Source organism: Affinirhizobium helianthi (assembly GCF_042680945.1).
Classification (GTDB): domain Bacteria; phylum Pseudomonadota; class Alphaproteobacteria; order Rhizobiales; family Rhizobiaceae; genus Neorhizobium; species Neorhizobium helianthi.
Genome location: NZ_JBHUEQ010000003.1, coordinates 128,783 through 150,986, shown reverse-complemented (window position 1 = coordinate 150,986; position 22,204 = coordinate 128,783). Strand labels below are relative to the sequence as shown.

At 58.1% G+C, this 22,204-nt stretch carries 15 protein-coding genes; 7 read left to right on the top strand and 8 right to left on the bottom strand.

What is annotated here, in order from left to right; translation table 11 throughout:
• Nucleotides 1–94: 94 nt before the first annotated feature.
• A complete protein-coding gene (gene cckA / locus ACFSE1_RS01310; protein WP_377395422.1) occupies nt 95–2,713 on the bottom strand; it encodes a cell cycle histidine kinase CckA in 2,619 nt (872 codons plus the stop codon).
• Nucleotides 2,714–3,050: 337 nt separating this feature from the next.
• Between cckA and ACFSE1_RS01305 the strand changes: the two genes are divergently transcribed.
• Nucleotides 3,051–4,097 carry a flagellar biosynthetic protein FliO gene (locus tag ACFSE1_RS01305; RefSeq protein ID WP_377395419.1) on the top strand — a complete coding sequence of 349 codons (1,047 nt, stop codon included), beginning with the start codon at nt 3,051–3,053 and terminating at the stop codon, nt 4,095–4,097.
• 81 nt (nt 4,098–4,178) lie between these two features.
• Here ACFSE1_RS01305 and dksA read toward each other — a convergent pair whose 3' ends face one another.
• Nucleotides 4,179–4,598, bottom strand: coding sequence for an RNA polymerase-binding protein DksA (dksA, locus tag ACFSE1_RS01300; RefSeq protein WP_377395416.1), 420 nt, complete (start codon nt 4,596–4,598; stop codon nt 4,179–4,181).
• Nucleotides 4,599–4,868: 270 nt separating this feature from the next.
• Between dksA and ACFSE1_RS01295 the strand changes: the two genes are divergently transcribed.
• The 4 genes from ACFSE1_RS01295 (at nt 4,869) to ACFSE1_RS01280 (ending at nt 8,650) form a co-directional block, all read left to right on the top strand.
• Entirely contained in the window at nt 4,869–5,378 is a 510-nt protein-coding gene (locus tag ACFSE1_RS01295; RefSeq protein WP_377395413.1) for a SixA phosphatase family protein, read from the top strand.
• 89 nt (nt 5,379–5,467) lie between these two features.
• Complete coding sequence (locus ACFSE1_RS01290) at nt 5,468–6,943, top strand: YcjX family GTP-binding protein (RefSeq protein WP_377395410.1); 1,476 nt, start codon at nt 5,468–5,470, stop codon at nt 6,941–6,943.
• On the top strand, nt 6,940–7,989 hold the full coding sequence (locus ACFSE1_RS01285; protein WP_377395407.1) for a YcjF family protein: 1,050 nt from the start codon (nt 6,940–6,942) through the stop codon (nt 7,987–7,989). The genes ACFSE1_RS01290 and ACFSE1_RS01285 overlap by 4 nt, the downstream gene beginning before the upstream one ends.
• A 100-nt stretch (nt 7,990–8,089) precedes the next feature.
• Nucleotides 8,090–8,650 carry a hypothetical protein gene (locus tag ACFSE1_RS01280; protein WP_377395404.1) on the top strand — a complete coding sequence of 187 codons (561 nt, stop codon included), beginning with the start codon at nt 8,090–8,092 and terminating at the stop codon, nt 8,648–8,650.
• An 18-nt stretch (nt 8,651–8,668) separates the two neighbouring features.
• Here ACFSE1_RS01280 and folK read toward each other — a convergent pair whose 3' ends face one another.
• From folK to folP, 3 genes are read right to left on the bottom strand one after another with little or no spacing between them, the layout of a single operon-like run.
• Nucleotides 8,669–9,208, bottom strand: a complete 540-nt coding sequence (gene folK / locus ACFSE1_RS01275) for a 2-amino-4-hydroxy-6-hydroxymethyldihydropteridine diphosphokinase (RefSeq protein WP_377395401.1) — start codon at nt 9,206–9,208, stop codon at nt 8,669–8,671.
• Complete coding sequence (folB, locus tag ACFSE1_RS01270) at nt 9,177–9,542, bottom strand: dihydroneopterin aldolase (protein WP_377395398.1); 366 nt, start codon at nt 9,540–9,542, stop codon at nt 9,177–9,179. Before folB ends, folK begins: the two co-directional genes overlap by 32 nt.
• A complete protein-coding gene (gene folP, locus ACFSE1_RS01265; RefSeq protein ID WP_377396535.1) occupies nt 9,539–10,336 on the bottom strand; it encodes a dihydropteroate synthase in 798 nt (265 codons plus the stop codon). Before folP ends, folB begins: the two co-directional genes overlap by 4 nt.
• Before the next feature lie 182 nt (nt 10,337–10,518).
• Here folP and ACFSE1_RS01260 point away from each other — a divergent pair, with 182 nt between their 5' ends.
• Nucleotides 10,519–11,142 (top strand): DUF922 domain-containing Zn-dependent protease, encoded by a 624-nt coding sequence (locus tag ACFSE1_RS01260; protein WP_377395395.1) that lies wholly within the window; start codon nt 10,519–10,521, stop codon nt 11,140–11,142.
• Between the two features lie 1,001 nt (nt 11,143–12,143).
• Here ACFSE1_RS01260 and ACFSE1_RS01255 read toward each other — a convergent pair.
• Both ACFSE1_RS01255 and ACFSE1_RS01250 read right to left on the bottom strand, forming a co-directional pair.
• Nucleotides 12,144–12,464, bottom strand: coding sequence for a 2Fe-2S iron-sulfur cluster-binding protein (locus ACFSE1_RS01255; RefSeq protein WP_377395392.1), 321 nt, complete (start codon nt 12,462–12,464; stop codon nt 12,144–12,146).
• 108 nt (nt 12,465–12,572) lie between these two features.
• Entirely contained in the window at nt 12,573–12,941 is a 369-nt protein-coding gene (locus tag ACFSE1_RS01250; RefSeq protein ID WP_377395389.1) for an Hpt domain-containing protein, read from the bottom strand.
• A gap of 463 nt (nt 12,942–13,404) precedes the next feature.
• On the opposite strand from ACFSE1_RS01250, the gene ACFSE1_RS01245 reads away from it, so the two are divergent.
• Entirely contained in the window at nt 13,405–20,097 is a 6,693-nt protein-coding gene (locus tag ACFSE1_RS01245) for an apolipoprotein A-IV repeat region-like domain-containing protein (protein ID WP_377395386.1), read from the top strand.
• A 535-nt stretch (nt 20,098–20,632) separates the two neighbouring features.
• Here ACFSE1_RS01245 and ACFSE1_RS01240 read toward each other — a convergent pair.
• On the bottom strand, nt 20,633–21,865 hold the full coding sequence (locus ACFSE1_RS01240; RefSeq protein ID WP_377395383.1) for an OmpP1/FadL family transporter: 1,233 nt from the start codon (nt 21,863–21,865) through the stop codon (nt 20,633–20,635).
• Nucleotides 21,866–22,204 lie beyond the last annotated feature (339 nt).

Here is a 22,204-nt window from a genome sequence, read left to right as displayed (position 1 = left end):
GATGAGGGGCAGCTTCTTGTCAGCTGGTCGTATAACCGACCAGCCTGCTGAAACAGTATGAGAAGCTACAAGCCTGAGGATAGCGCCTTGGGTGTCAGGCGTCCAGCATTTCGCGAACAGCGACGGCCAACTGCTTCAACGAGAACGGCTTGGGCAGGAAGCCGAACTTGGCATCAGCCGGAAGATTGCGAGCAAAGGCATCTTCCGCATAGCCGGAGACGAAAATGAACTTGAGGTCTGGATAGGATTTGCGCAACTCTCGCAGCAGGGTCGGCCCATCCATCTCAGGCATGACAACGTCCGAAACCACGATATCTACCTTGCCATCAAGCTCTTCCATGATTTCGAGAGCTTCGGTGCCAGAACCCGCTTCGTGAACGGTATAGCCTCTGGTTTCCAGCATTCGCTTGCCGCCACGCCGCACCGCTTCTTCATCCTCGACCAAGAGAACGACTGCTGAATTTCCGGTCAGGTCCAGGCTCTCCGATGCAGGCGCTGGCTGGGCTGCGGCCGCCGTTGTCTTTGCATCGGAGGCAGTCGAACTCTGCCCGTCTGCTGACGCGGGCGCCGCAGCGGGCTGCACTTCCTGTATGTGCCGAGGCAGGAAAACGCGGAAGGTCGTACCCTTGCCAACCTCGGACTCCGGATAGATGTAACCGCCTGACTGCTTGACGATGCCATAAACCATGGAAAGGCCGAGTCCGGTTCCCTTGCCCACTTCCTTCGTGGTGAAGAACGGCTCGAAGATCTTGTCCATAATTTCAGGTGAAATGCCGGTTCCGCTATCGGCAACCTCGACCAGTACAAAATCATCGGCAGGCAAACGTGCATTGGCAAAAGATGCCACTTCGTCTGCCGTCACATTGCGGGTGCGGATCTTGATCGAGCCGCCATTTGGCATGGCGTCACGGGCATTGACGCAAAGATTGATCAGAACCTGCTCGAATTGTGAAAGATCGGTACGCACCGGCCAAAGATCGCGCCCATATTCCACTTCCAGCTTTACATTGGTGCCAGAGATCAGACGATCCACCAGCATGCGCAGATCGCCCACCACGTCGGTGAGGTTCAGGACGGCAGGCCGCATGGTCTGCTTGCGCGAGAAGGCAAGCAACTGACGCACCAGAACTGCGGCGCGGTTGGCGTTGCGCTTGATTTCCATCAGGTCCGCAAAGCTCGCATCCGATGGGCGCGCCTGCAGCAGAAGGTGATCGGAGGAGAGAAGGATAGCGGTGAGCACATTGTTGAAGTCATGCGCGATACCGCCCGCCAGTGTGCCGACGGCATTCATCTTCTGCGTCTGCGCCATCTGGGTTTCGAGAGCTTTCTGCTCTGTCGTCTCCACCGCATAGACGATTGCTACTTCCTCTGGCGCCTCATCGCTCTCATCGATCACCGCGTTGACGTAAAAGCGCACATGGCGCCCCTCATCGCCCGGATGGCGGCAATCAATCGGAGCGATATCGCCCTGGCGGTCCTTGGCGGCAGCCAGTGCGCGCTCAAGATCCTGACGTGCAGTCTCGTGAACGATGACGTCCAAATTCACGCCGGTCTCGACATCGTCACGGGAAACCACACCCGCGAAGAGGCGAAGGAAGGGTGCGTTTATGCGAAGGATTTTCCCATCGCCTCCGATGGAGGCAATCGCCATCGGGGTATTGTTGAAGAATCGCGTGAAGCGCAGGGCAGAGGCAGACTGATCGGCCCCCTCGCCCACCGGACGGTCGAGAACAATGGTCCTGCTTTCGCCCGGCGCCCCGTCGCGCATGGACGACACGCTATGGACGATCCGAACGGGCAGGCTCTGCCCGTTGGAACGACGCAAATCGAGATCGAGCGTTTCCGTCCGCGTAAGCCCAGCACTGGGTTGAACGGACTGGATAAGCGCCATGCCCTCGCCGGCGACAATATCGGAAATGCTCATGGAGCCCGGCACGAACTTCGTCAGATCCAGGCCCAGCCATTCGGCCAAGGTGGCGTTCAGATAGAAGATCTCACCCTTGCGGCCCGCGGAGAAAAAGCCTGCCGGAGCATGATCCAGGTAGTCGATCGCATTCTGCAGCTCGCGGAAGAAGCGCTCCTGGTCCTCCCGCTCGGAGGTAATATCGGCGATCTGCCAGACATCGAGCGGCGCCTTCTGCGTTTGCGGCTGCAGAATCCGGGCCTTGAGGCGATACCAATGGGCACCTGAACCGTTGCCGGAATGACGCCCCAAGGGCTTCATCAGGCGAAATTCCTCATGCGCCTCACGGCCTTCGCGAAGAGCGGCGGTAAGGCGGTAAAGTGCCTCGGTGGCCTCCCGGTTCTTGGAGAGCAGTGCCTCAAGCGATTGCGCATTGCTGGCCTTGGTCGCGCCCGTCAGTCGACCATAGGAGGCATTTGCGTAAAGAATGCGGCCACGATCATCCGTGATGAGAATACCGTCCGGATGGCTGCCCAGATAGTTCGAGGCAAACTCGTCAGACCGCGATTGCGGCATGACCTCGACGAGGCCGATGATGGAAGAAACAATGAAAAAGATGCCGACCATGGCCAGAATGCCCAGGACGCCGAGCACCATTTCATTGTCCATAGCCTGCTTGAAGACGACGAAGGCGATGGAGACGCCGATCAGAACGAGTGCGAGCACCAGCAACCGCAAAACGGTGCCGCTCCGCTGGCCTCGGTCCACCAAGGGCGCATCATAGCTGCCAGACGGCTGCGGTTTCGTCATCACACCTCACAGATTCGGCCATACACCAAGCGAAAGCCATGGAATCGGTTCACATATCCTCCATAGCAAGTTGCACGTCCCCCAAAAAGCTTTGCGCCTAAAGAAACCCGTTGAGAACAGCGTCAAGACCATTGTCTCTGCACAGTTTCCGGCCATATCTCGCGTCAGGGTGACGCTTGTATGGCGCGTCTGGCCGTGTGATCTTCTCTGCCGCCATCCGTTGGCAGATAAAGTGCGCGGCCGCCTTGGCGAGCTTTCGCCCAAGAAAAGACGCATGACGATGTTGGTACGGCCTTGAATAGGTCATTGGGAGCTGAGCAAGATGGTCGAAGACTTCATGACTACCTATGGAAGCCGCCTCATCATCGCCGTTATCGGCGTTGGTATCGGCCTTTTGCTTCTGGTGGTGGCCCTGTATCTCATCCGTCGCCGTAATGGTCCCTCTCCCTTCCTCAAGGGTGGGAGAAACAGACAACCGCGACTTCAGGTTCTGGATGCCGCGGCCGTCGACGCGCGCAGGCGCATTGTTCTCATCCGGCGCGACAATGTCGAGCATCTGGTGATGATTGGCGGTCCAACGGATGTGGTCATCGAGAGCGGAATAGGCGCGCCGCGTGACGGAATAACCATGCCGCTCGATGAGCAGCAGCCGGAGCGACTTCCCATTCCCCCGGCAGAACCCCGGCTGTTGAGTCCGGAAAAACAGGCGCAACTGGCAGCGCCTTCTGTTGCTGCGGAGCCGGTTCTCAAGACAGCGCCTCGCCCGGTGGAACAGGTTTCCCCACGCGAACCCGCCGTGAACCAGAGCCTGCACCCCGCTTCGCAAAGCAAGCCCGCTCAGGCATTCGAGCATCTGCGCCCCGCGAAACCGGAACCTGCCGCAGCGGATCTTCCGCCTGTGAAGCCCACTCCAGAACCGGAAATAAGCCGCGCCGCGCCCATTCTGTCTCCAGCCACAGCCGCCCCACTTACGGCCTCCGCCGCGCCGGATATCGGCTCTGCATCCGATGCCCTCGACGCAGCACGCCGACGGGTTTTCCAACCGGCTCAGGATAGAAGTCCCCTTTCCCCGGCAGTTGCGGCTCAGGCACAGGCGCGCCGCGAACCCCCAGCCCCCGCTGCCACGGCTTCGGATCAGCCTGCAGATGCTGCGCGCACGAAATCCGTCGCCAGCGAGTTCGACCGAATTCTGGAAGAGGAAATGGCGAATAACCTCGCCGCACAGCGGGACGATATTGTGCCAGCTGCGCCGTCCATCCCGACACCGCGCCGCGAGTCCGCCGCACCGCGCGTAACCGGGGCAACACCGGAACCATCGCTGCAAACCGAGATCGCTCGCATTTTCGGTGAAATGTCCGTGACCAAGGATGACCGTCAGGCCTGACCGGGTAGAGGCAGGGCAATAAAAAAGGCACGCGGATCAAGCGTGCCTGGAAAGTTTTGAGATCGTTTGAGGTCGTGGGGATTATTCGTCCCGGTAGACCTTTTCACGCCGTTCGTGACGCTCTTGCGCCTCGATCGAAAGCGTAGCGATAGGCCTTGCATCCAGACGCTTCAGCCCGATCGGTTCGCCGGTTTCCTCACAATAACCGTAGGTACCGTCTTCGATGCGTTGCAGCGCGGCGTCAATTTTAGAAATCAGCTTTCTCTGACGGTCGCGAGCACGCAGCTCAATGGCTCTATCGGTTTCAGATGAGGCCCGGTCGGCGAGATCGGGATGATTGGCGCTTTCTTCTGCCAGATGGTCGAGCGTTTCGCGCGCTTCTCTCAGGATATCATTTTTCCAGGCTATGAGCTTTGCTCGGAAGTATGCCCGTTGATGGACATTCATGAACTCATCATCTTCCGAGAGGACGTAGCTGCTAAGATCGATCTTCTCACTCAACGCAATTCTCCTGGAGAACAGCTCTCACGGCGCGTCCTATACTCCAAGACGATATGGTGATTCAACCCTCAGGGCGGTTCTTAAGCAATTTTTAAATTTGTCGTATAATTCGGCTAAATGACTATTCTTTCATCGATTTCAGGTTATTTGAGACATCATCGCGTTCAACCCAGAAGAGCGAGCTGTGGATAGGTTCAAAACCCAGTGGTATTGACGCCGGACCAAGGCTGTTGCTAGCTGCCTACATTACATCCTTGTTGTGAAGGCTCGATGCAAAACTCTCAGCCACCTGCCGCCAATCGCCTTTGTCTCATGCGTCACGCCCATTCAGGCTGGCCACGCCCTGGTGAGCGGGACTTTGACCGAACTCTGGACGATAAGGGTTTCGCCGAGGCCGAACTGGTTTCCCAGCTCGCGGCAGACCGCAATTATGTGCCGGAGCTCATCCTGAGTTCGACGGCTGTACGGTGTCGCCAAACGACAGAAGCACTTCAACGGGCCTTTGGTGTCGAAACAGAAATCCGCTTTGTCGACGATCTCTACAACGCTCCCATGGAGAACTATCTTTCCCTGATGGGGGCGCAACAAAACGGCTCGATCCTGCTGGTCGGCCACAACCCGGCGATGGAGGCCCTTCTCGAAGCCTTGCTTGGCCCCGACAGAACATCGGCCGTTATTCCGACGGGGTATCCGACTGCCGGTCTTGCCGTGCTCGATAAGGGAGGCACCATCATGGGATTGGCCGGCAACTGGTTGCTGACGGACTTTCTCCAGCCCTGACGCAGGTTACTGATTCGTTCATCGGGTTCTTTTTCCAGTCCTGTCAGTCTCTATATGAGAGACAACGATGGACAGAAACGGATTGAACCTTGTCTCCTTCTCTGACGACCTTCAAAGACGACGCGCTGATTGCGCTCGACAGCCTGACTGACCGGGCTGGTAACCTGCTGAACCCAACAGTGAGGCTCGGCGTCACGGGGCTATCCAGGGCCGGCAAGACCGTTTTCATTTCATCCCTTGTGCATAATCTGCTGCACGGCGGGCGCCTGCCTCTTTTCGAAGCGGTCCGATCCGGGCGGGTTTCCAGTATCCGCCTCGAACCACAGCCAGACGATGCCATTCCGCGATTTCAATACGAGGATCATATTCAGGCCCTCGTCCGCGACCGCATCTGGCCGGATTCCACACGCGCCATTTCGGAGCTGCGCCTCACCATCGAGTATCAGAGTGCCAGCGGCTGGAACCGCTACTTTTCCGCTGGCAGGCTTTCGATTGACATCGTCGACTATCCCGGTGAATGGCTTCTCGATCTGCCACTTCTCACGCAGGATTATCGCGCCTTCAGCGAAAATACAGCCGCACTTGCAAGCCGCGGCGTGAGGCGTGAACTGGCACAGGAATGGCTTTCTCTCGCAGGCTCGATCGATGCTTCCGCCCCGGCAGAGGAAGCCACGGCGAGGCGGCTTGCAGAAGCCTTCACGCGGTATCTGCGCGCTTGCAAATCGGACGAGCGTTCCCTGTCCACCCTGCCGCCCGGGCGCTTCCTGATGCCGGGGGATCTGGATGGTTCGCCCGCCCTCACCTTTGCGCCCTTGCCAAAACTCGGCGAGGCCAGATTTCCGAAGGGAAGCCTCGGCGCCATGATGGAGCGGCGCTTCGAGGCCTACAAAAACATCGTGGTCAGGCCGTTCTTCCGCGAGCATTTTGCCCGCCTGGACCGGCAGATCGTGCTGATCGATGCCCTGCAGGCCCTTAATAGGGGGCCGGAGGCCATTCAGGATCTCGAACGGGCACTTCAGGATGTTCTTGCCTGCTTCCGTCCGGGAACGAACTCCATTTTGTCATCGCTCCTCGGCAAGCGAATCGACAAGGTGCTGGTTGCCGCCACCAAGGCGGACCATCTGCATCACGAGAGCCATGATCGGCTGGAAGCCATCACCCGCCGCATTGTCGATCGCGCAATTCACCGTATCGGCATGACCGGCGCAGGCATCGATGTGATGGCGATGGCCTCTGTTCGCGCAACGCGCGAAGCAACCGTGCGCCAGGGTTCGGAAACGCTGCCTGTGATCACCGGCACCCCCATGGAAGGGGAGGAAATCGGTGGAGAGATTTTCGATGGACGGCGCGACACAGCGATTTTTCCGGGCGATCTGCCGGCCGAGACCGAGCAGATATTCCGCCAGACAGAGGCGGGCTTGGCCCAGCAGCGCCTGCCGCACCTCAACATCGTACGTTTCCGCCCGCCAAAACTCGATGAAACTGCAAGCGGCGCAACCCTTTCGATCCCGCATATCCGGCTGGACCGGGCGCTGCAATTTCTGTTGGGAGACCGTCTCGCATGACCACCAAGGACAAGGAGCCATCACAGGAACGTCGCCCCACGGCATTTTCGCTGGAAGAACAGAAGGCAGCGCCTGTTCGTCGCCCGCAAGCCTTCACAGACAATGTGAGCGTGGTTGAGGATCAGGACGACCCATTCATCGGCGCCGCTGAACTCGAAGCTCAGGCAGCGCTTGAGGCACACCCGAAAAAGCGCGGATTTTCCTGGCGCAATCTGGCATTAGGGGCGCTTGGTGCGTTCCTGTCTCTGGCGTTCTGGCTTTGGGCCGATCAGGTCATCCGTGATCTCTTCGCGCGCTCGGACTGGTTGGGCTATCTGGCTGCCGGCCTGCTGGCGATAGCGGCACTCGCCCTGGCAGTGGTCATAGGGCGCGAAGCCGCCGGGCTTATGCGACTGGGCGCCGTGCAAGCGCTGAAAAGCGAGGCCGAGGCAATCGCGCCGAAATCCTCCCCCGCAGACGCTCGGCAGATCATTTCCCGCCTGGAAAAGATCGTCGCGCACCGCGCTGAAACCGCGCGTGGACGCGCCGCACTGGATGCGACCAAGGACGACATCATAGATGCGCCGCAACTGCTGGAGCTTGCCGAGCGGGAACTTCTCTCACCGCTGGACAGGCGTGCCCGTGCCATGATCCTCGCCTCGGCAAAAAGAACCTCGATTGTTACCGCCGTCAGCCCGAGGGCCGTGGTCGATCTCGCCTATGTACTTTACGAGGTCTCACGTCTCGTCCGCTCCATGGCCGAACTCTATGGTGGGCGCCCCGGCACACTCGGTCTGCTTCGCCTGTTGCGGGATGTCATCGCGCATCTGGCCGTTACAGGCTCCATAGCTGTTGGAGACGGTCTCGCCCAGCAGGTGCTGGGCCATGGGCTGGCTGCGAAACTCTCCACACGCCTCGGCGAAGGCGTCATCAACGGTCTGCTGACAGCGCGGATCGGCATTGCCGCCATGGATCTTTGCCGTCCGCTGCCTTTTCGCGCCCTCAAACGGCCAGGTATTGGCGACTTCATGGGAGACCTGACCTCAACATCCAAGCTGCAGCAATGAGGGCCAAAAACCCTTGACGCGAGCAAAAGAAACCGCTCATTAACCATTCCAACGGTATCTTCTGCCGGATCAAGGACGCCGCTCGCCGAAGGAAAGTTAAATGGTATCGCGCTTCTTTTCGCTGAAAGGCGGGCTTTTTGCCGCCACGTTTGCCGCTCTTGCAGCAGCCATGACGCAGGCCGATGCCGCACCGCGCGACAAGGCATTTTTCGAGAATGCCGGTGGAAGCTGGTCAGGCCCCGGTGAAATCGTCGCTGGCAAATACAAGGGAACAAAGTTCACCTGCAATCTCACTGGCCTGCCCAATGCGGACGGCGATATTGGGGTAAAACTGGATGGCACCTGCCGCGTTGGCGTTTTCAAGCAACCTATGTCTGCCGTCATTACCCAGGCAGGAAGCTCCTACAAAGGCAAATTCCTGGATGGCGCCGATGGCAAGGGGCTCGATATTGTTTCCGGTGCCGTGAATGGCGACAAGATCGTCGTGGGCATCAATCGCGCCAAGCTGAATGGTGCCATGATTGCCAGAATGCAGAACAACAACGCCATGAACATCACCATTTCGGTGAAGGTGGAAGATGAAATGGTTCCGGTGATCGGCCTTGCCTTGACCCGCGACACAGATCAGATGGCTGTCGGCTCCATCGCTGCAAACAACTGAGAAGGTTTCGGCGCTGCTTCAGCAGCGCCACCACGACCGATCTTCCGAATGAACAGAAATTCCCTCTGAATCTGCCTCTGCCGCCCAGGACGACACCTTTTTTCCGCATACGGCAAGGTTTGGTGCAATCTCATTGAGTGGCATCAAAACGAATGCACGCTCCGTCATGCGCGGATGCGGAACCTGAAGCCCATCATCGTCGATAACTTCATCGCCATAGGTCAACACGTCGATATCGATGGTCCGAGGCCCCCAGCGTTCAAGCCTGACCCTTTTCATGCTCCGCTCTATCGACAAGCACAGCGCCAGAAGTTCCGATGGCGACAGCGATGTTTCCACCAAAGCACAACTATTGACGAAATCAGCCTGATCGAGCTTTCCCCAGGGGGGAGTGCGGTAGAGCCTGGAAACGGACAGGACACGACAGTTTTCCTGCCTGTCCAGCGCCTGCAGAGCCTCAGCCATGGCCTTTACCGGATCCCCCAGATTCCCACCGAGGCCAATGGCCGCAAGCACGGGCTGCGGATCACGGACGGTGTTCAACACGCACCTCAACATAATCCAGAATGCCAGGGATCGGCACGCTCGGCTTTCGCACCGTGATCGTCGCACAACGGATCATCGGAAATTTCTCGCACAGCGCCAAGGCGATATCGTTGGCAAGCGCTTCTATCAGTGCGCGCCGTGTCTGGGTCACGACATTCTCGATCACAGAGAAGGCGTGGCCGTAATGCATCGTCGATGTCAGTTCATCCTCAGCCAATGCCGTGCCTACGGGCACTTCCAGTTCAGCATCGACAAAAAAGCGCTGACCGAGGATCGATTCCTCCTTGAGTACGCCGTGACGCGCATAGAAAGCGCAGTTCTTGAGGGTAATCCTGTAGGTGCTCACTGCACATTCTCCGCATGTTCACGTCCGGCGGCCAATATGGCGTCCGCCATACGCAAGGCGTCGCGGTTCACAGCTACATTATGAACCCGAAATATTGAAGCTCCCGCCAATCGAAGAGCCACAGTTGTCGCGGCCGTGCCAACATCACGCTCGCCTGCTGCATCACGCCCCGTCACGTGCCCGATGAACCGCTTGCGTGACGTGCCAACGAGAAGCGGCATTGCCAAATCCTTCAACTCCTCGAAACGGGCCATCAAGGCAAAATCTTCCGCCCGATCCTTCGCAAAACCGAATCCGGGGTCTAGAACGATACGATCGGGCTTGATCCCCGCCTGCTCCGCCACCGACAACTGACGTTCAAAGAACGAAAATTGATCGGCCACGGCATCCGGCAGCTTCTCCGCCTCCCTGCCCCGCCCGGTATGCATCATCACCAACCCAGCACCAGTGGCAGCCACGACCTCTGCCATAGCAGCATCGAAGCGCAAGCCATAGACGTCGTTGACGATGTGCGCGCCAGCCTCAAGCGCCAGCCTCGCCGTATTGGCCCTGTAGGTATCGATGGAAATCAGCGCCTCGGTCTTTTGCGCGAGCGCGCGAATAACCGGGAGCACACGCCCTTGCTCTTCTTCGGGAGAGACTGGAACTGCACCGGGCCGGGTTGATTCTCCGCCAATGTCCAGAATTGCCGCGCCCTGCTCCACGCACGCCAAGGCGTGCTGCACAGCCGCATCCACAGTGTCATGCACACCGCCATCCGAAAACGAGTCGGGCGTTACATTGACGATTGCCATCAGATGGCCTGTCTCGCCCAAACAAAGGTCTCTGCCGCCGCCGACCTGCCAGCGTCTGTTGCCGGGAAATATCACGTCTGTCCCAATTGCCTCGAGTAACGAAGTTTTTCGTAAACTCATTGTTGCGATGCTCACGGCTATGCCCCAAGCTTGAAGCAACTGCAATCTCCACAAGGTTCATAATGTTCCCTGTCCGCCGCACCCGTAACGTTTTCGGCGCAATCCTTCTGGCGCACCTGTTCGCGGGCCCGGCGACGGCGGAACCGCAGATTGCGAAAACCTACTCCTACTTCTCCATCGGTGGAAAAACAGCGGATGATCTCGACGCTGAACTCCAGAAACGCGGACCACTGACGCGCGCAACCGGCTTTCGTCACCCAGGCGCAACCGAGATCAGGTTCGGCGGAGAAGTGACCTACATGGAAAGCGAAGGGCGCTGCACCATCGGTGACGTCAAGGTCACTCTGCGCACCCACATCACCCTCCCCCGCTGGAAAAATCGCCGTCGCGCCGATGGCACGCTTGGCTTGATCTGGGACACTCTCGCGGCGGACATAAAGCGACACGAAGAACGCCACGCTGAAATAGCCCGCAGCTATGCCCGAGATCTTCAAAGAAAACTGAAAGCGCTTTCCGCTCGGCGGACCTGCAAGGACCTTGAGGCGGATGTCAGCCAACTGACCCGGCAGATGATAGCTGACCACGACAAGGACCAGCTTCGTTTCGACACGGTGGAATCACAGAACTTCGACGCCCGGATGATGCGCCTGCTGCGCAACCGCACGGGCATGAATGCAAAAAACTGAGACAGGCTCCCGTCCCGAATCGCAACCGAAACTTGCGTCAAGCTGACCGAACCTACTGTGTTTGAGTGGCGAAATCTCGTAATGGAACAATTGCTCGTTTTAAACTAAATTGAGAAGCACTGAAGGAGATGAACGAGGTCTCTGGAAGTTAAGGTTACGTTGCCGCATGTGAGGCGGCATATGCGGCAACGACCTTCGCATAGAACTGCAAATAGAGTGTGCTTTCAGTTTAGCGCTGGCACACCGCAGATTATGGCATGATAACGGTAAATCCGTTGGTGGCTTCGCGTAGCTCGGCGTTAGACTTCCGATCAGCATCAATTATACATGATGAGAAATCCAAGCATCGGCATTTCACTTAAAGGCTTTTAACAGCGTTGCAGCAGTGGCATGCGCAAGAAAAGCATAATGCCGGAAGAGTGGTCCGATGTCGGCTCAGGCTTGAACGACACCGAGCCATGAGTTGAAAGATTAAAGCGCACAGCATGAATGCAGGATTATCAGACTCGTGGGCGACAAGTTTCTTTGCTTCCAATACCCCGCCTCACGGTCCCGTAATTGCGTTGTTCTCCCGGCGTATCGATGCGGTCGCAGCCGTTTCCTCCCTCGTCTGCGAAGGATACGCCCGACTCAGCCTCGCCTGCGCATCTTTGACGCGGCGAGGCACCTTTTTGTCCAGACTAAGGACCTGCCAATTAACGCTATGGTGCCTCAAATAGCTATAAACGACGCCCCGCAGCCTGTAGGCATGGACTCGGCAGCCATTTAGAGCGGTTCCGGACGGGCCATACCCGCGCAAATCTCACATCCCCGCATAATAATATGCTCGAAACCATGCGAGGGGATTGAGACGTCCCTGCGGTGTCTCGCAAGCAACTGGCACTGTTGGATGGAGCCTTATGCCTCCATCCAATCGTCAAACAGCTCCAGCGAGGATGTAGGCTTTTGAAGCCTCCCTATTCACCGAAAACACATCCGCTTCCAGTGGAGGTGAGATTTTTTCAGCCCTGACGCTCCGGAACGGAGACAACCAGGCCTTCCAGTTCCGGTGTGACCTTGATTTGACAGGAAAGCCGCGAGTTGGGCCGAACGTCTGCGGCAAAGTCCAGCATATCTTCTTCCATGGCGCCCGGCCCGCCAACTGTGCTGGTCCAGGCTTCATCCACATAGACATGACAGGTGGCACAGGCGCAGGCGCCACCGCATTCGGCATCGATGCCCGGAACGGAATTGCGAACAGCGTTTTCCATGACAGTTGAACCCGGCTGGGCGTCAAGGTCGAAACGCGTGCCGTCAAAGGCAACGATGGTAATCTTGGTCATGATGTCATCCCGAGAATGCAAACTGAAAGAGCGCCGAAGTCTTCCGACAATTCACAGCGCCAGTCAACGCACAGCTGATGCCAAGATCCTGCGGCCCTTGTCGAGCCCTTATCGCATCAGTTTCAGGATGAAGTTTTCCGCTTCGATCACGGCAGCGCCGAGGCCAGCGAGAATGGCTGCATCCTCCGGATGTGCTTCCAACGCCTCAGCTTGCGCAGCAACCCTGAATGCCCCAACGGCACTGGCTGCACTTTTTAACCGGTGCGCAATGGCTCCCAGTCCAGCGCCCTCCGCACCAGCCAACTCCTGCAGGGCGCAACGGGCCTGACGCATGTAAAGCTGGAGAATTTCGGTCTCAAGCTCCTTGTCACCCATTGTCTGGGTCGCCAGATGCGTAAAATCGATTGGCCGCTCAGTGCTCATACGGTTGCATGTTTCATTGGTCGGCACCTCGAACGCAATACTCAGATTGGCCATTGCCCTGTACCTCTTCCTGCCAGTAGAACCCGAGACACTGAAGTTTGACGCGTCAAAAATGGTCATCTGGTTTAAATTCGGCACAATCGCGGCAGCTTTTCTGCTTCTATGGTTAATTTTAGCTAACTTGGTTCAAATGCAAGCGAATCCGAGCCAAATGCGGTTTAAAAATTGTTAACAACATCCCCAGTTCCATAGGCGTGGCTTTGCCAGAATTGTGTCAGGACAGGGAATGTGCCACTACAGTACGATTGAAACAGGTGTGGAAAGATTATCCTACCTGCAAAGCATAGTCGGGTAAGCCTTTTTTATGACCTGTTTGCAAGGAAGGCAGGCCCGAAGTGAGAATGGGTGGCACTTCGTTATGAGAACGTTGTGACATCAGGCAGATTGATGGTTTCGCAAGCGGCATCAGAGCGGACACCGCAATCGGCCGGACGAGTATGTAACGAGGCGTAACCGCATGGCTAAGAATCCGCACAGCGAGTCGATCGACGATACTGCATTCCAGGCATTGGAAGATGCGTTGAAGATCGATTTCAACGACGAGCCTGAGCCGGCGGCAGCGCCTCTCAAGAAAACCGTTCAGGCCCGTCAGGAGGCACAGGTGCAGGAGACTCCGCAGCAGCGTGCCCAACCACCGCAGAAACGAAGCCGCCCGAGCGAGACTCCGCGCCCTGCCCCGGCAGAGCCCGTTGCACCGAAATCCCCTTCTCTTGCACCTGCAAACGATAGCGGCCGCCGGAACGCGTCTTCCATTCTTCGCTCCCTGGAAAGTGGCTCGATGCGCGCAGCGCTGCGCAATGCGGCCATCGTATCACTTCTGTGGACTGTAGCCGGCTTTGGTCTTGCTCAGGTTCTTCTGGGCACTGCCTTCTGGAATGTCGGCTCCATCGCCGATCTCGTCTCACAGCCAGGCATTGTTGCGGTCATCATCGGCATCGTCGTGCCGATCATGCTCATTTTCGCCTTTGCGATCATGATGGCGCGCGCCCAGGATTTGAGAAATGCCGCCCGCTCCATGGCAGAAGTCGCTCTGCGACTTGCTGAGCCGGAAACCATCGCGACCGAACGCATCATGTCTGTGGGACAGGCCGTTCGTCGTGAAGTATCCGCCATGAACGAAGGCATTGAGCGCACCATTGCTCGGGCATCGGAACTTGAGACGCTTGTTCATTCGGAAGTCAGCGCGCTCGAGCGCAGCTATGCAGACAATGAACTGCGTGTGCGAAGTCTGGTGCATGAACTGGGTTCGGAACGGGATGCCATCGTCAATCACGCGGAACGTATTCGCTCGTCCATTGTCGGCGCGCATGACCAGCTGAAGGAAGATCTGTCGCTTGCGACCGAAGAGATCGCGGTGCGCCTTGCCACGTCTGGCGAGGCCTTCGCATCCATGATCGACACACGCGCCGCGACTTTGATGGAGAAGTCCAACGCTGCCGGCGAAGCATTGGGTACGCTTCTGGCCGCCAAGACAGAGAGCCTCGTTCAGGCCCTGGCAAGTACCGGCACTTCGCTGACGCAGGAATTCGATACGCGCCTGGAAGCCTTGGGAACGACCCTTTCCGAGCGTGGCAACGAAATACTCCTGAATTTCGAAACACGTGCCTCGACACTGGACGCCAGCACCGAGAAACTGAATGCAGCGCTGAATGAGCGGACCCGCCTGCTGAACGAGACCCTACTGGCCCGCACCCGCGAAATCAACGATACACTGACAGACGGAGAGCGGCAGATCACTGGCCAACTGGGCACAGTGCTGACCAAGCTCAGCACTTCGCTTGAAGACAAGAGCGCCAGCTTCCGCCAAAGTCTTCAGAGTGCAGCCGATGACGCCATCATGGATCTCGATCTGCGCACCGGTCTGTTTGAAGATCGCCTACAGGGATCGATCGGCCAGTTGAGCGCGACGTTCGACAACGGCCTTGAGCATTTCACCACCGCATTCGACCAGCGTTCCGGTACCTTGTCGTCCAAGCTGACGGAAAGCCTTTCGCGCATCAGCGAGACTGTAAACGGCGGATCGGAATCCATCGAAGGCATTTTGTCGACCAGCATCGAGCGACTGGGTTCCACTCTGACCGACCACTCGCTCACCCTTGCCACAACCCTTGGCACGAGCCAGGAGCTGCTAGCGTCAACGCTGGAAGGCGGTTCGAGCCAGTTGAGCGAAGTGCTGGACAGCCGCACGCGCAAACTCACCGAAGAACTGGCAGAACGCAATCGCGCTCTGGGTGACACGTTTGACAGCCGCACCAAGGCTTTGGTCGATGATCTGGATGCACGCAATCGCGGTCTGGCGGAACAGTTCGAGAACCGTACCCGAGAGTTTGCCGAAGGTCTCGACAGCCGTAGCGCAGCGCTGGCGCAAACCCTGGATTCTCGACGTGATGCCTTGAACGAAACGCTGGATAGCCGCAGCAACGCGTTGATCAACGATCTGGACGACCGCAGCCTGCAGATCGCTGGCGCGATTGCCGCCCACACAGCCGAGCTCAGTGACAATATTACCTCCGCGCATGAACGGATCGATTCCGTTCTTTCAGAACGCAGCCGCGCCCTCACCTCGGCCCTGGATGAAAGCCGCACACATCTGGAGGACACGATCACCAGCCGGTCGAGCGCTGTAATCGACGCAGTTACCTCAAGTCAGGAACGCTTCACCAGCGCCATTGAGAGCAGAACAGCTGCGCTCGAATCCGCCGTCGCCGGCACACCGGAGCGCATGGCCACATTGCTGGACGAGCGCATCGACGGCATGAGCCGCGTGCTGACCGAAGGACACGCCCGAATTGAAGGCGACCTCTCCCGCCGCATGAGCGACATGAGCGAACTCGTTGGTGGCGCAAGCGACCGTATCGCCGAAACCCTGAATGACCAGACGCTGGCACTTTCCACCACGTTGTCTCTTGGCGAAGACCGCTTCGGCGATGTTATCAATGCCCATGTTGATACTGCGTCCCGCACCTTGGCGGATGCACATGCCCGAATTGAAGGCGACCTTGGCCAGAGGGTAGAACAGCTCACAAACGTTGTTGGTGGCGCGAGCGACCGTATCGCTGAAACGCTTGACGACAGAACCTTGGCTCTGTCCACCACTTTGTCACTTGGAGAAGACCGCTTCGGCGACATTATCGGTGCCCATATTGATACTGCGTCCCGCACCTTGGCGGATGCACATGCCCGAATTGAAGGCGACCTTGGCCAGAGGGTAGAACAGCTCACAAACGTTGTCGGTGGCGCCAGCGACCGTATCGCCGAAACGCTTGACGACAGAACCTTGGCTCTGTCCACCTCTCTTTCACTTTCCGAAGATCGTCTCTCCACCGTGCTTGAAACGCAGGCGGAAGCTATCGCTCGCACGCTTTCGCAAGGCAATGATCGGATTGAAGCAGATCTCGGCCACCGTGCCGCGCAACTCAGCCAGATCGTGAGCGGCGCAGGCGAGAGAATTGGTGAAGCTCTGGACGACAGAGCTTTGACGCTCAGCACGACCTTTGCACTGAACGAGGATCGCCTGTCGATGCTCTTTGAGGAGAAGGCTGCTTCACTGATGAGCACTGCGGAACAGGCAGATGCCCGCATCGAGCAGAGCTTCACCGCAAGAACCGATGCAATCCGGTCCGCCTACGAAGATAACCAGCGCATTCTGGACAGAACCCTCGCCGAGAGACACGAGCAGATTGCGCTGACCCTAAGCAGCGGTTCAGACACTCTGAACCAGACAGTTGGGAACGCCGCCGACCGAATCCAGAATACGCTTGAAAACGGAACCTCTCGCTTCGAACAGAGCATCGAACTGGGCGCATCTCGTGTGGAAAGCGCTGTCACAAACGGCCAGGAGCGCATTTCCAGCGTGCTTGGCACAGCAGCAGATCAGATGGCGCAAACCGTCGATCAGGGTTACGATCGCTTGCGCGCAACGCTGGATGAGCGGAGCCAGATGATTGCCTCCACGCTGACTGAGGCACAAACAAATCTTGGCGAACTCTTCTTCGACCAGGCCACGGCGATCGGGGCAACAATTGCAACCAGCGCCAGCATGTTGGAAATGTCCATCGAAAGCCAGGGTGAAAGCCTTCGCAGCGTGATCGACACTGCCAGCACCGATCTGGAAGGCCGTCTGCGGAACACCGCAGGTGAAATTGCCGGTCGTCTTGGCGAAGCCGCTCGAGACATCAACCAATCCGCAGATGCCTTCTCTAGCCGCGTAGAGCAGACTGTCGGCGGCGTCTCGACCGTGCTGGATCAAACCGGCCAGCGGATCGAAAATACGTTCAACGGCCTGGAAGATCGCATTCGGACCCAGATCGAAACAGTCTCAGCGACCGTGGATCATGCCGGACGGGATCTGTCCGAGCGTCTTGGCGAACGGACAAACGAACTTCAGCGGGTAAGCTCGGAGAGCCTGGAACGGCTGGCGGAGACTGTCAGCAAGGGTACAAACGATTTCGAACGCATCAGCACGGAAGCGAACGAGCGGATTGTCGGTGCCTTCGACAGCGGCACAGCGCGTGTCGACGAGCGTCTCTCCACAATGGAGCGCGCCATCGGCATTGGTCTTGAGAATGTTAGCAAGACGATTGAAGGCAAGGCGTCCTCACTGGCCACATCACTCAGAGATGCAGTGGGCACTGCAGCGCGTGAGTTCGACGCCGAAGCAATGCGCTCTGCCGAGGCGCTGAGCAAGGCAGGTGCGCAGTTCTCTGAAGATCTGGGCAACCGCAACGAAGAATTTGCCCGCGCGCTGGAGGCTCGTTCCACGGAAATCGCAGGCCGTATCGGCGAAACCCAGAATCGCCTGGCCGGTCAGGCTGCAGCCGTTGCTCAAGCCTTCTCGGAGGCTGGTAATTCCATCGCCAACAAGATGGCCGAAGCCGGCGGTCTGGTGGAAAAGCAGGTTGGCACACTCGCCCAAACGCTCGACACTGCCGAACAGCGGCTGGATGCTCGTGCAGAAGCTATTCGCTCTCGCCTGACGGAAACAACCAGTGAGATTCACCAGGCTGTGGAAGCCGTCGACAAGGCACTCGAAGCGCGCGGCGAAGCCATTCGTACCAGCCTCGATAGCCGCTCGCGCGATCTGAATTCGATGCTGGCGTCTCGCTCGGCAGAGCTTTCCCGTCTCATCGAGGAGCACGCCCGTCCTCTCGTCAACCAGTATTCGGATGTCGGCCGCACTGCAGCCGAACGTCTGGCCGCAGCGGCAGAAGAAAGCGCCGGTCGCGTTTCAGCTGCGGCTGAACAGCATGCACAACGCCTGCGCACGGAAAACACGGCGATCGTTGAGGCACTGACTGCCCGCACCAATGAGACATTGGCTGCGATTACGGAGCGCACGCAGCAGGCTGCAGGTACACTGCGCACTGTTGAACAGAATCTCGTCCGCAACGCGACTGACATCATCGACCGGCTGGAAAACAGCAACTCCGGCATCACGACGCTCATCGAACATGCTGCACGCGAAATCGGCGTCACGATCGATGCAGCAACAGCGCGTCTCGCTGAGGCAGATAGCAAGCTGGATACGGCTGCGGCCCGCTTCACGGAACGCACGACGACTGCCGCCGATATGGTCGCTGGATCAAGCCGACTGCTCGACACCAATGTGGAGCGGCTCGGCAATATTTCTGGCAATACGCTGACGCAGGTTGGCACCATCGTGAACCGTTTCGACGACTATACGAAGGTGCTCGATCAGGCTGCAACCCTGCTGGGCGCAGCACAGTCCAACCTGTCGAGCACGCTGACCGAGCGCCAGGACGCCCTCCGCGCCCTCTCCGCAGGTCTCGTAAAGCGCTCGGAGGAGATCGAAGCGAATATGCGCAACATCTCCGCAGTGGTCGAAGGTGCTATCCAGCGCGTGGAAGAGCGCTCGTCCGAAGTGGGCGGCGTCATTCACAAGAACCTTCAGGGTTCATTCGCGGACCTCAATCGCTCGCTCGATGAAGCACAGAAGCAGGCAAGCCAAACGGCCGACGGCATGCGTAAGGTGCTTGGGGCGGCCAGCCATCAGGCAACGCAGGCCATCGAATCGACGCTGAGCGAAGCTGAGAAGCGCTCCAACGCCTTGGCTGAACGGATGCGTGGCAGCATTGCCGGCTCTCTCGCCGACGTCGAGCGCCAGTTGGCAGAGGCTGCGGGCAAATCCGATCAGGCGGCAGACCATCTGCGCGAAACGCTGCGCAAGGCTGTTGAGGACGCCCTGCACCGCTTCTCGGGCGCAACGGATGAGATCCGCAAGGCATCTTCAGAAATTCGTCGCGAACTGGACGATACGCGCAGCGAATTGAAGCGTGGTGCATTCGACCTGCCGGAAGAGGCTAAGGAAAGCGCTGCTGCAATGCGACGTGCCGTCTCTGAGCAGATCAAGGCTCTGCAGGACATTTCCGCGCTCGTTGGTCGTTCCAGCCAGGCGCTGGAAGTGTCACGCCCTGCCCCGGCTGCATCGGCACCTCGCGCGCCCGCACCGGAGCCGGTCTATGATGCACCTCACCCGGTTCAGGCACGCGTGCAGGCAGCAGCGCCCGTTCAGCGCCCGGCGTCAGCTTCCCTGGGCCAGCCAAACGACCGGGGAGGCAACTTCGCTGGTGGTCTGCGCGGCAGCCTGCCGCTGGAGAGAACGGTCGCAACTCAGCGTCAACCCGAGGCGCCAACCCAGCGCAGCGAGACGGGCGGCTGGATCAGTGACCTGCTGCGGGGTGCATCCCGTGACGATGGACCAAGCGAACCGGCTCCGGCACGTCAAGCCGCACCGCGCTCCTCTGAACAGCAAGTTCGCAACGGCGATAATCGCAATCCCCGTCATATGGTCGAGTCGCTCAACTCGCTCTCGGTCGATATCGCCAGAGCCATCGACCACGATGCCTCTGTTGATCTGTGGCGTCGCTACCAGCGCGGAGAGCGCGACATCTTTACCCGTCGCCTTTACACGCTGAAGGGTCAGCAGACCTTCGACGACATCCAAAGCAAGTATCACCGCGAGCCGGAGTTCCGCACTGCGGTGGACCGTTACATCGCTGACTTCGAAAAGCTTCTGGCCGACGTTGCCCGGACAGACAAAGATCGCAGCGTAACGCAGAGCTACCTCACCTCCGATACCGGTAAGGTCTATACGATGCTCGCGCACGCAGCGGGCCGGTTCAATAGCTAAGCTTGCATTTGGAACTGACGAAAAAGGAAAGCGGTCGCAACATCAGCGGCCGCTTTTTTCGTTCGACGGACGAGCTCTTTGAACACCAAACAACCTTGCCCGTTCTTGGGACCAAGGGCAGCGCCTGTGCGCTGGTCAGCGATGTTGTGTGACCTGTCGGGGCTGCACTTCACAGCAACCGTAGCGAGCTTTTATGGCAGCATGACTGATGACTTGCGAACCGGACATAGACTGAAACCCATCCTATCCCCTGCATCTGCTGAGCCGGCGGCTCGCCAAATCTGGCATCATGCCCATCAGGTCTCTATTGAGACACGTAGAGGGCGCTTCCCAAAGAAAAGGCATTGAATCCCGAATAGAAAAAAGGCCCCGGACCTGATGCCCGGAGCCTTAAATCATGTGTGAAATCAGACGGCGAAAGTGATTTGACCTGGCCCGAAGCGTTTCGCGATCGCGTTTCGCTTTTCACTCTCCAAGCCATCATTCTCACGCATATCGCATTGCAAAGCCGCTTCGCAGCTTCGCGCGAGGTACTTTAGAACTTCACTTTCAACGAGGTCGAGACCGCCGCAACCATGTCGTTGCCGAACTGGTATGATGCATCTGTACCATACTGGACGCCATTGATGGTGGTTGGGCCGGAACTGCCGGATGTCAGAATGCCAAGAACGCCCGCGAGGCGAAGCTCCACATTCTTTGTCGGCGCATAGGCAACTGCGGCACCCAGAGACCATGTATCCGTCTGCGTACCAAAACCCTGGCTCGTGCCGCGATCCCATGTCAGGCTGACCGCGCCGCTCCACTGCTCATTGAACTTGTGGCCGATACCGCCGCTGACCGTCCAGCCGTCGCGGTAACCAAGCTCTAGCGAGGTGACCTGGGTGGATCTATTGCAGACAGGCGTACCCACCACACAGAACGGAATTGTCTGCAGCTGGCTCCAGTCAACCCACTTGACCGAACCGAAAGCCAGCCAGTCAGGCGCAATACCGGTCTGGAGCTTCAGTTCCAGTGTATCCGGCAGTTTTTGGGCACCGTAGACATTGAAGACGCGACCATTGACCTGCGACAGGTTCAGCGTGCCGGTGATATCGTCGAGGTTTACCTCGCTGTTGTAGACGAGGCTCGCGCGGAATGCATATTCTGGAATTTCGTAAGCGAGACCTGCGCGCCAGCCCCACGCGCTGTCTTTCAGCTCCAGACGCCCGATACCATTACCGACAATGCCGGTGAAGCCTGCAGGAGCTACCAGACGCTCCTTGAAACCATCGACTTCCTGATAGAACGCACCGCCGATAACACGCAACTTGCCCGGACCAACGTCGAAACGGTAAGAGCATGTGACTGCGTAGTTATCACTCTCAACTTTGGTTTCGGTGTTTTCATTCGCACCGCGCCAGTTGCGACCAGGCTTTGTATGCGCACCCCAAGGCTGAGAGTAGTCGAACATGCAGTCTGCGCCATCGCCAATGGCTGCCTTGATCCCCACGCGCGGCACCCAATAGTTTTCAGAATCGTCCGCCGTCGTGGTTCCACCGTTGAGGCCGTTAGATCCAAGACCATCCGACCTATCGACATCCTGAACATTCTTCACTTTACGCTGAGGCGCAACGAATGTCGCAGTGGATTCAATTGCAACAGAAGAAGGATCGAAGAGCAGATCAATGTTGTATCCACCGCGCTCCAAGCCGCCCGCCAAAGCGGTCGTGTGCAGGGAGCCGTAGGCCGCAAGTGCCAAAACGCCCTTCATAAAATGCTTCTTCATCATAAGTCTCCCACTCCCGAATAAGTACCCTGATGCAGCCTAACCGCCGGAAATTAAAACACAACTTCGCCACTTTTTGTCGCAACGCAAAAATGGACCAGCCTGATTTACGTAACTTTCTCAACAAGGGGTTGCTAGCCCCCCTTTATTCGAATGGTTTTGCGCTGATCCGTACTTATAGCGCCAGTTTTAGCAAATGATTTTCAGTTCCGCAGAAAAGTTGCGGTTTCGCAACAGTGCGGCAAATCAAACGTTTTGTGACAATTTATTGCGAATGTAACAGGCCTGCGGCTCTCAAAAGGCAGAACGGCCATCGGTAATCGCTACCGATGGCCGCTCCGG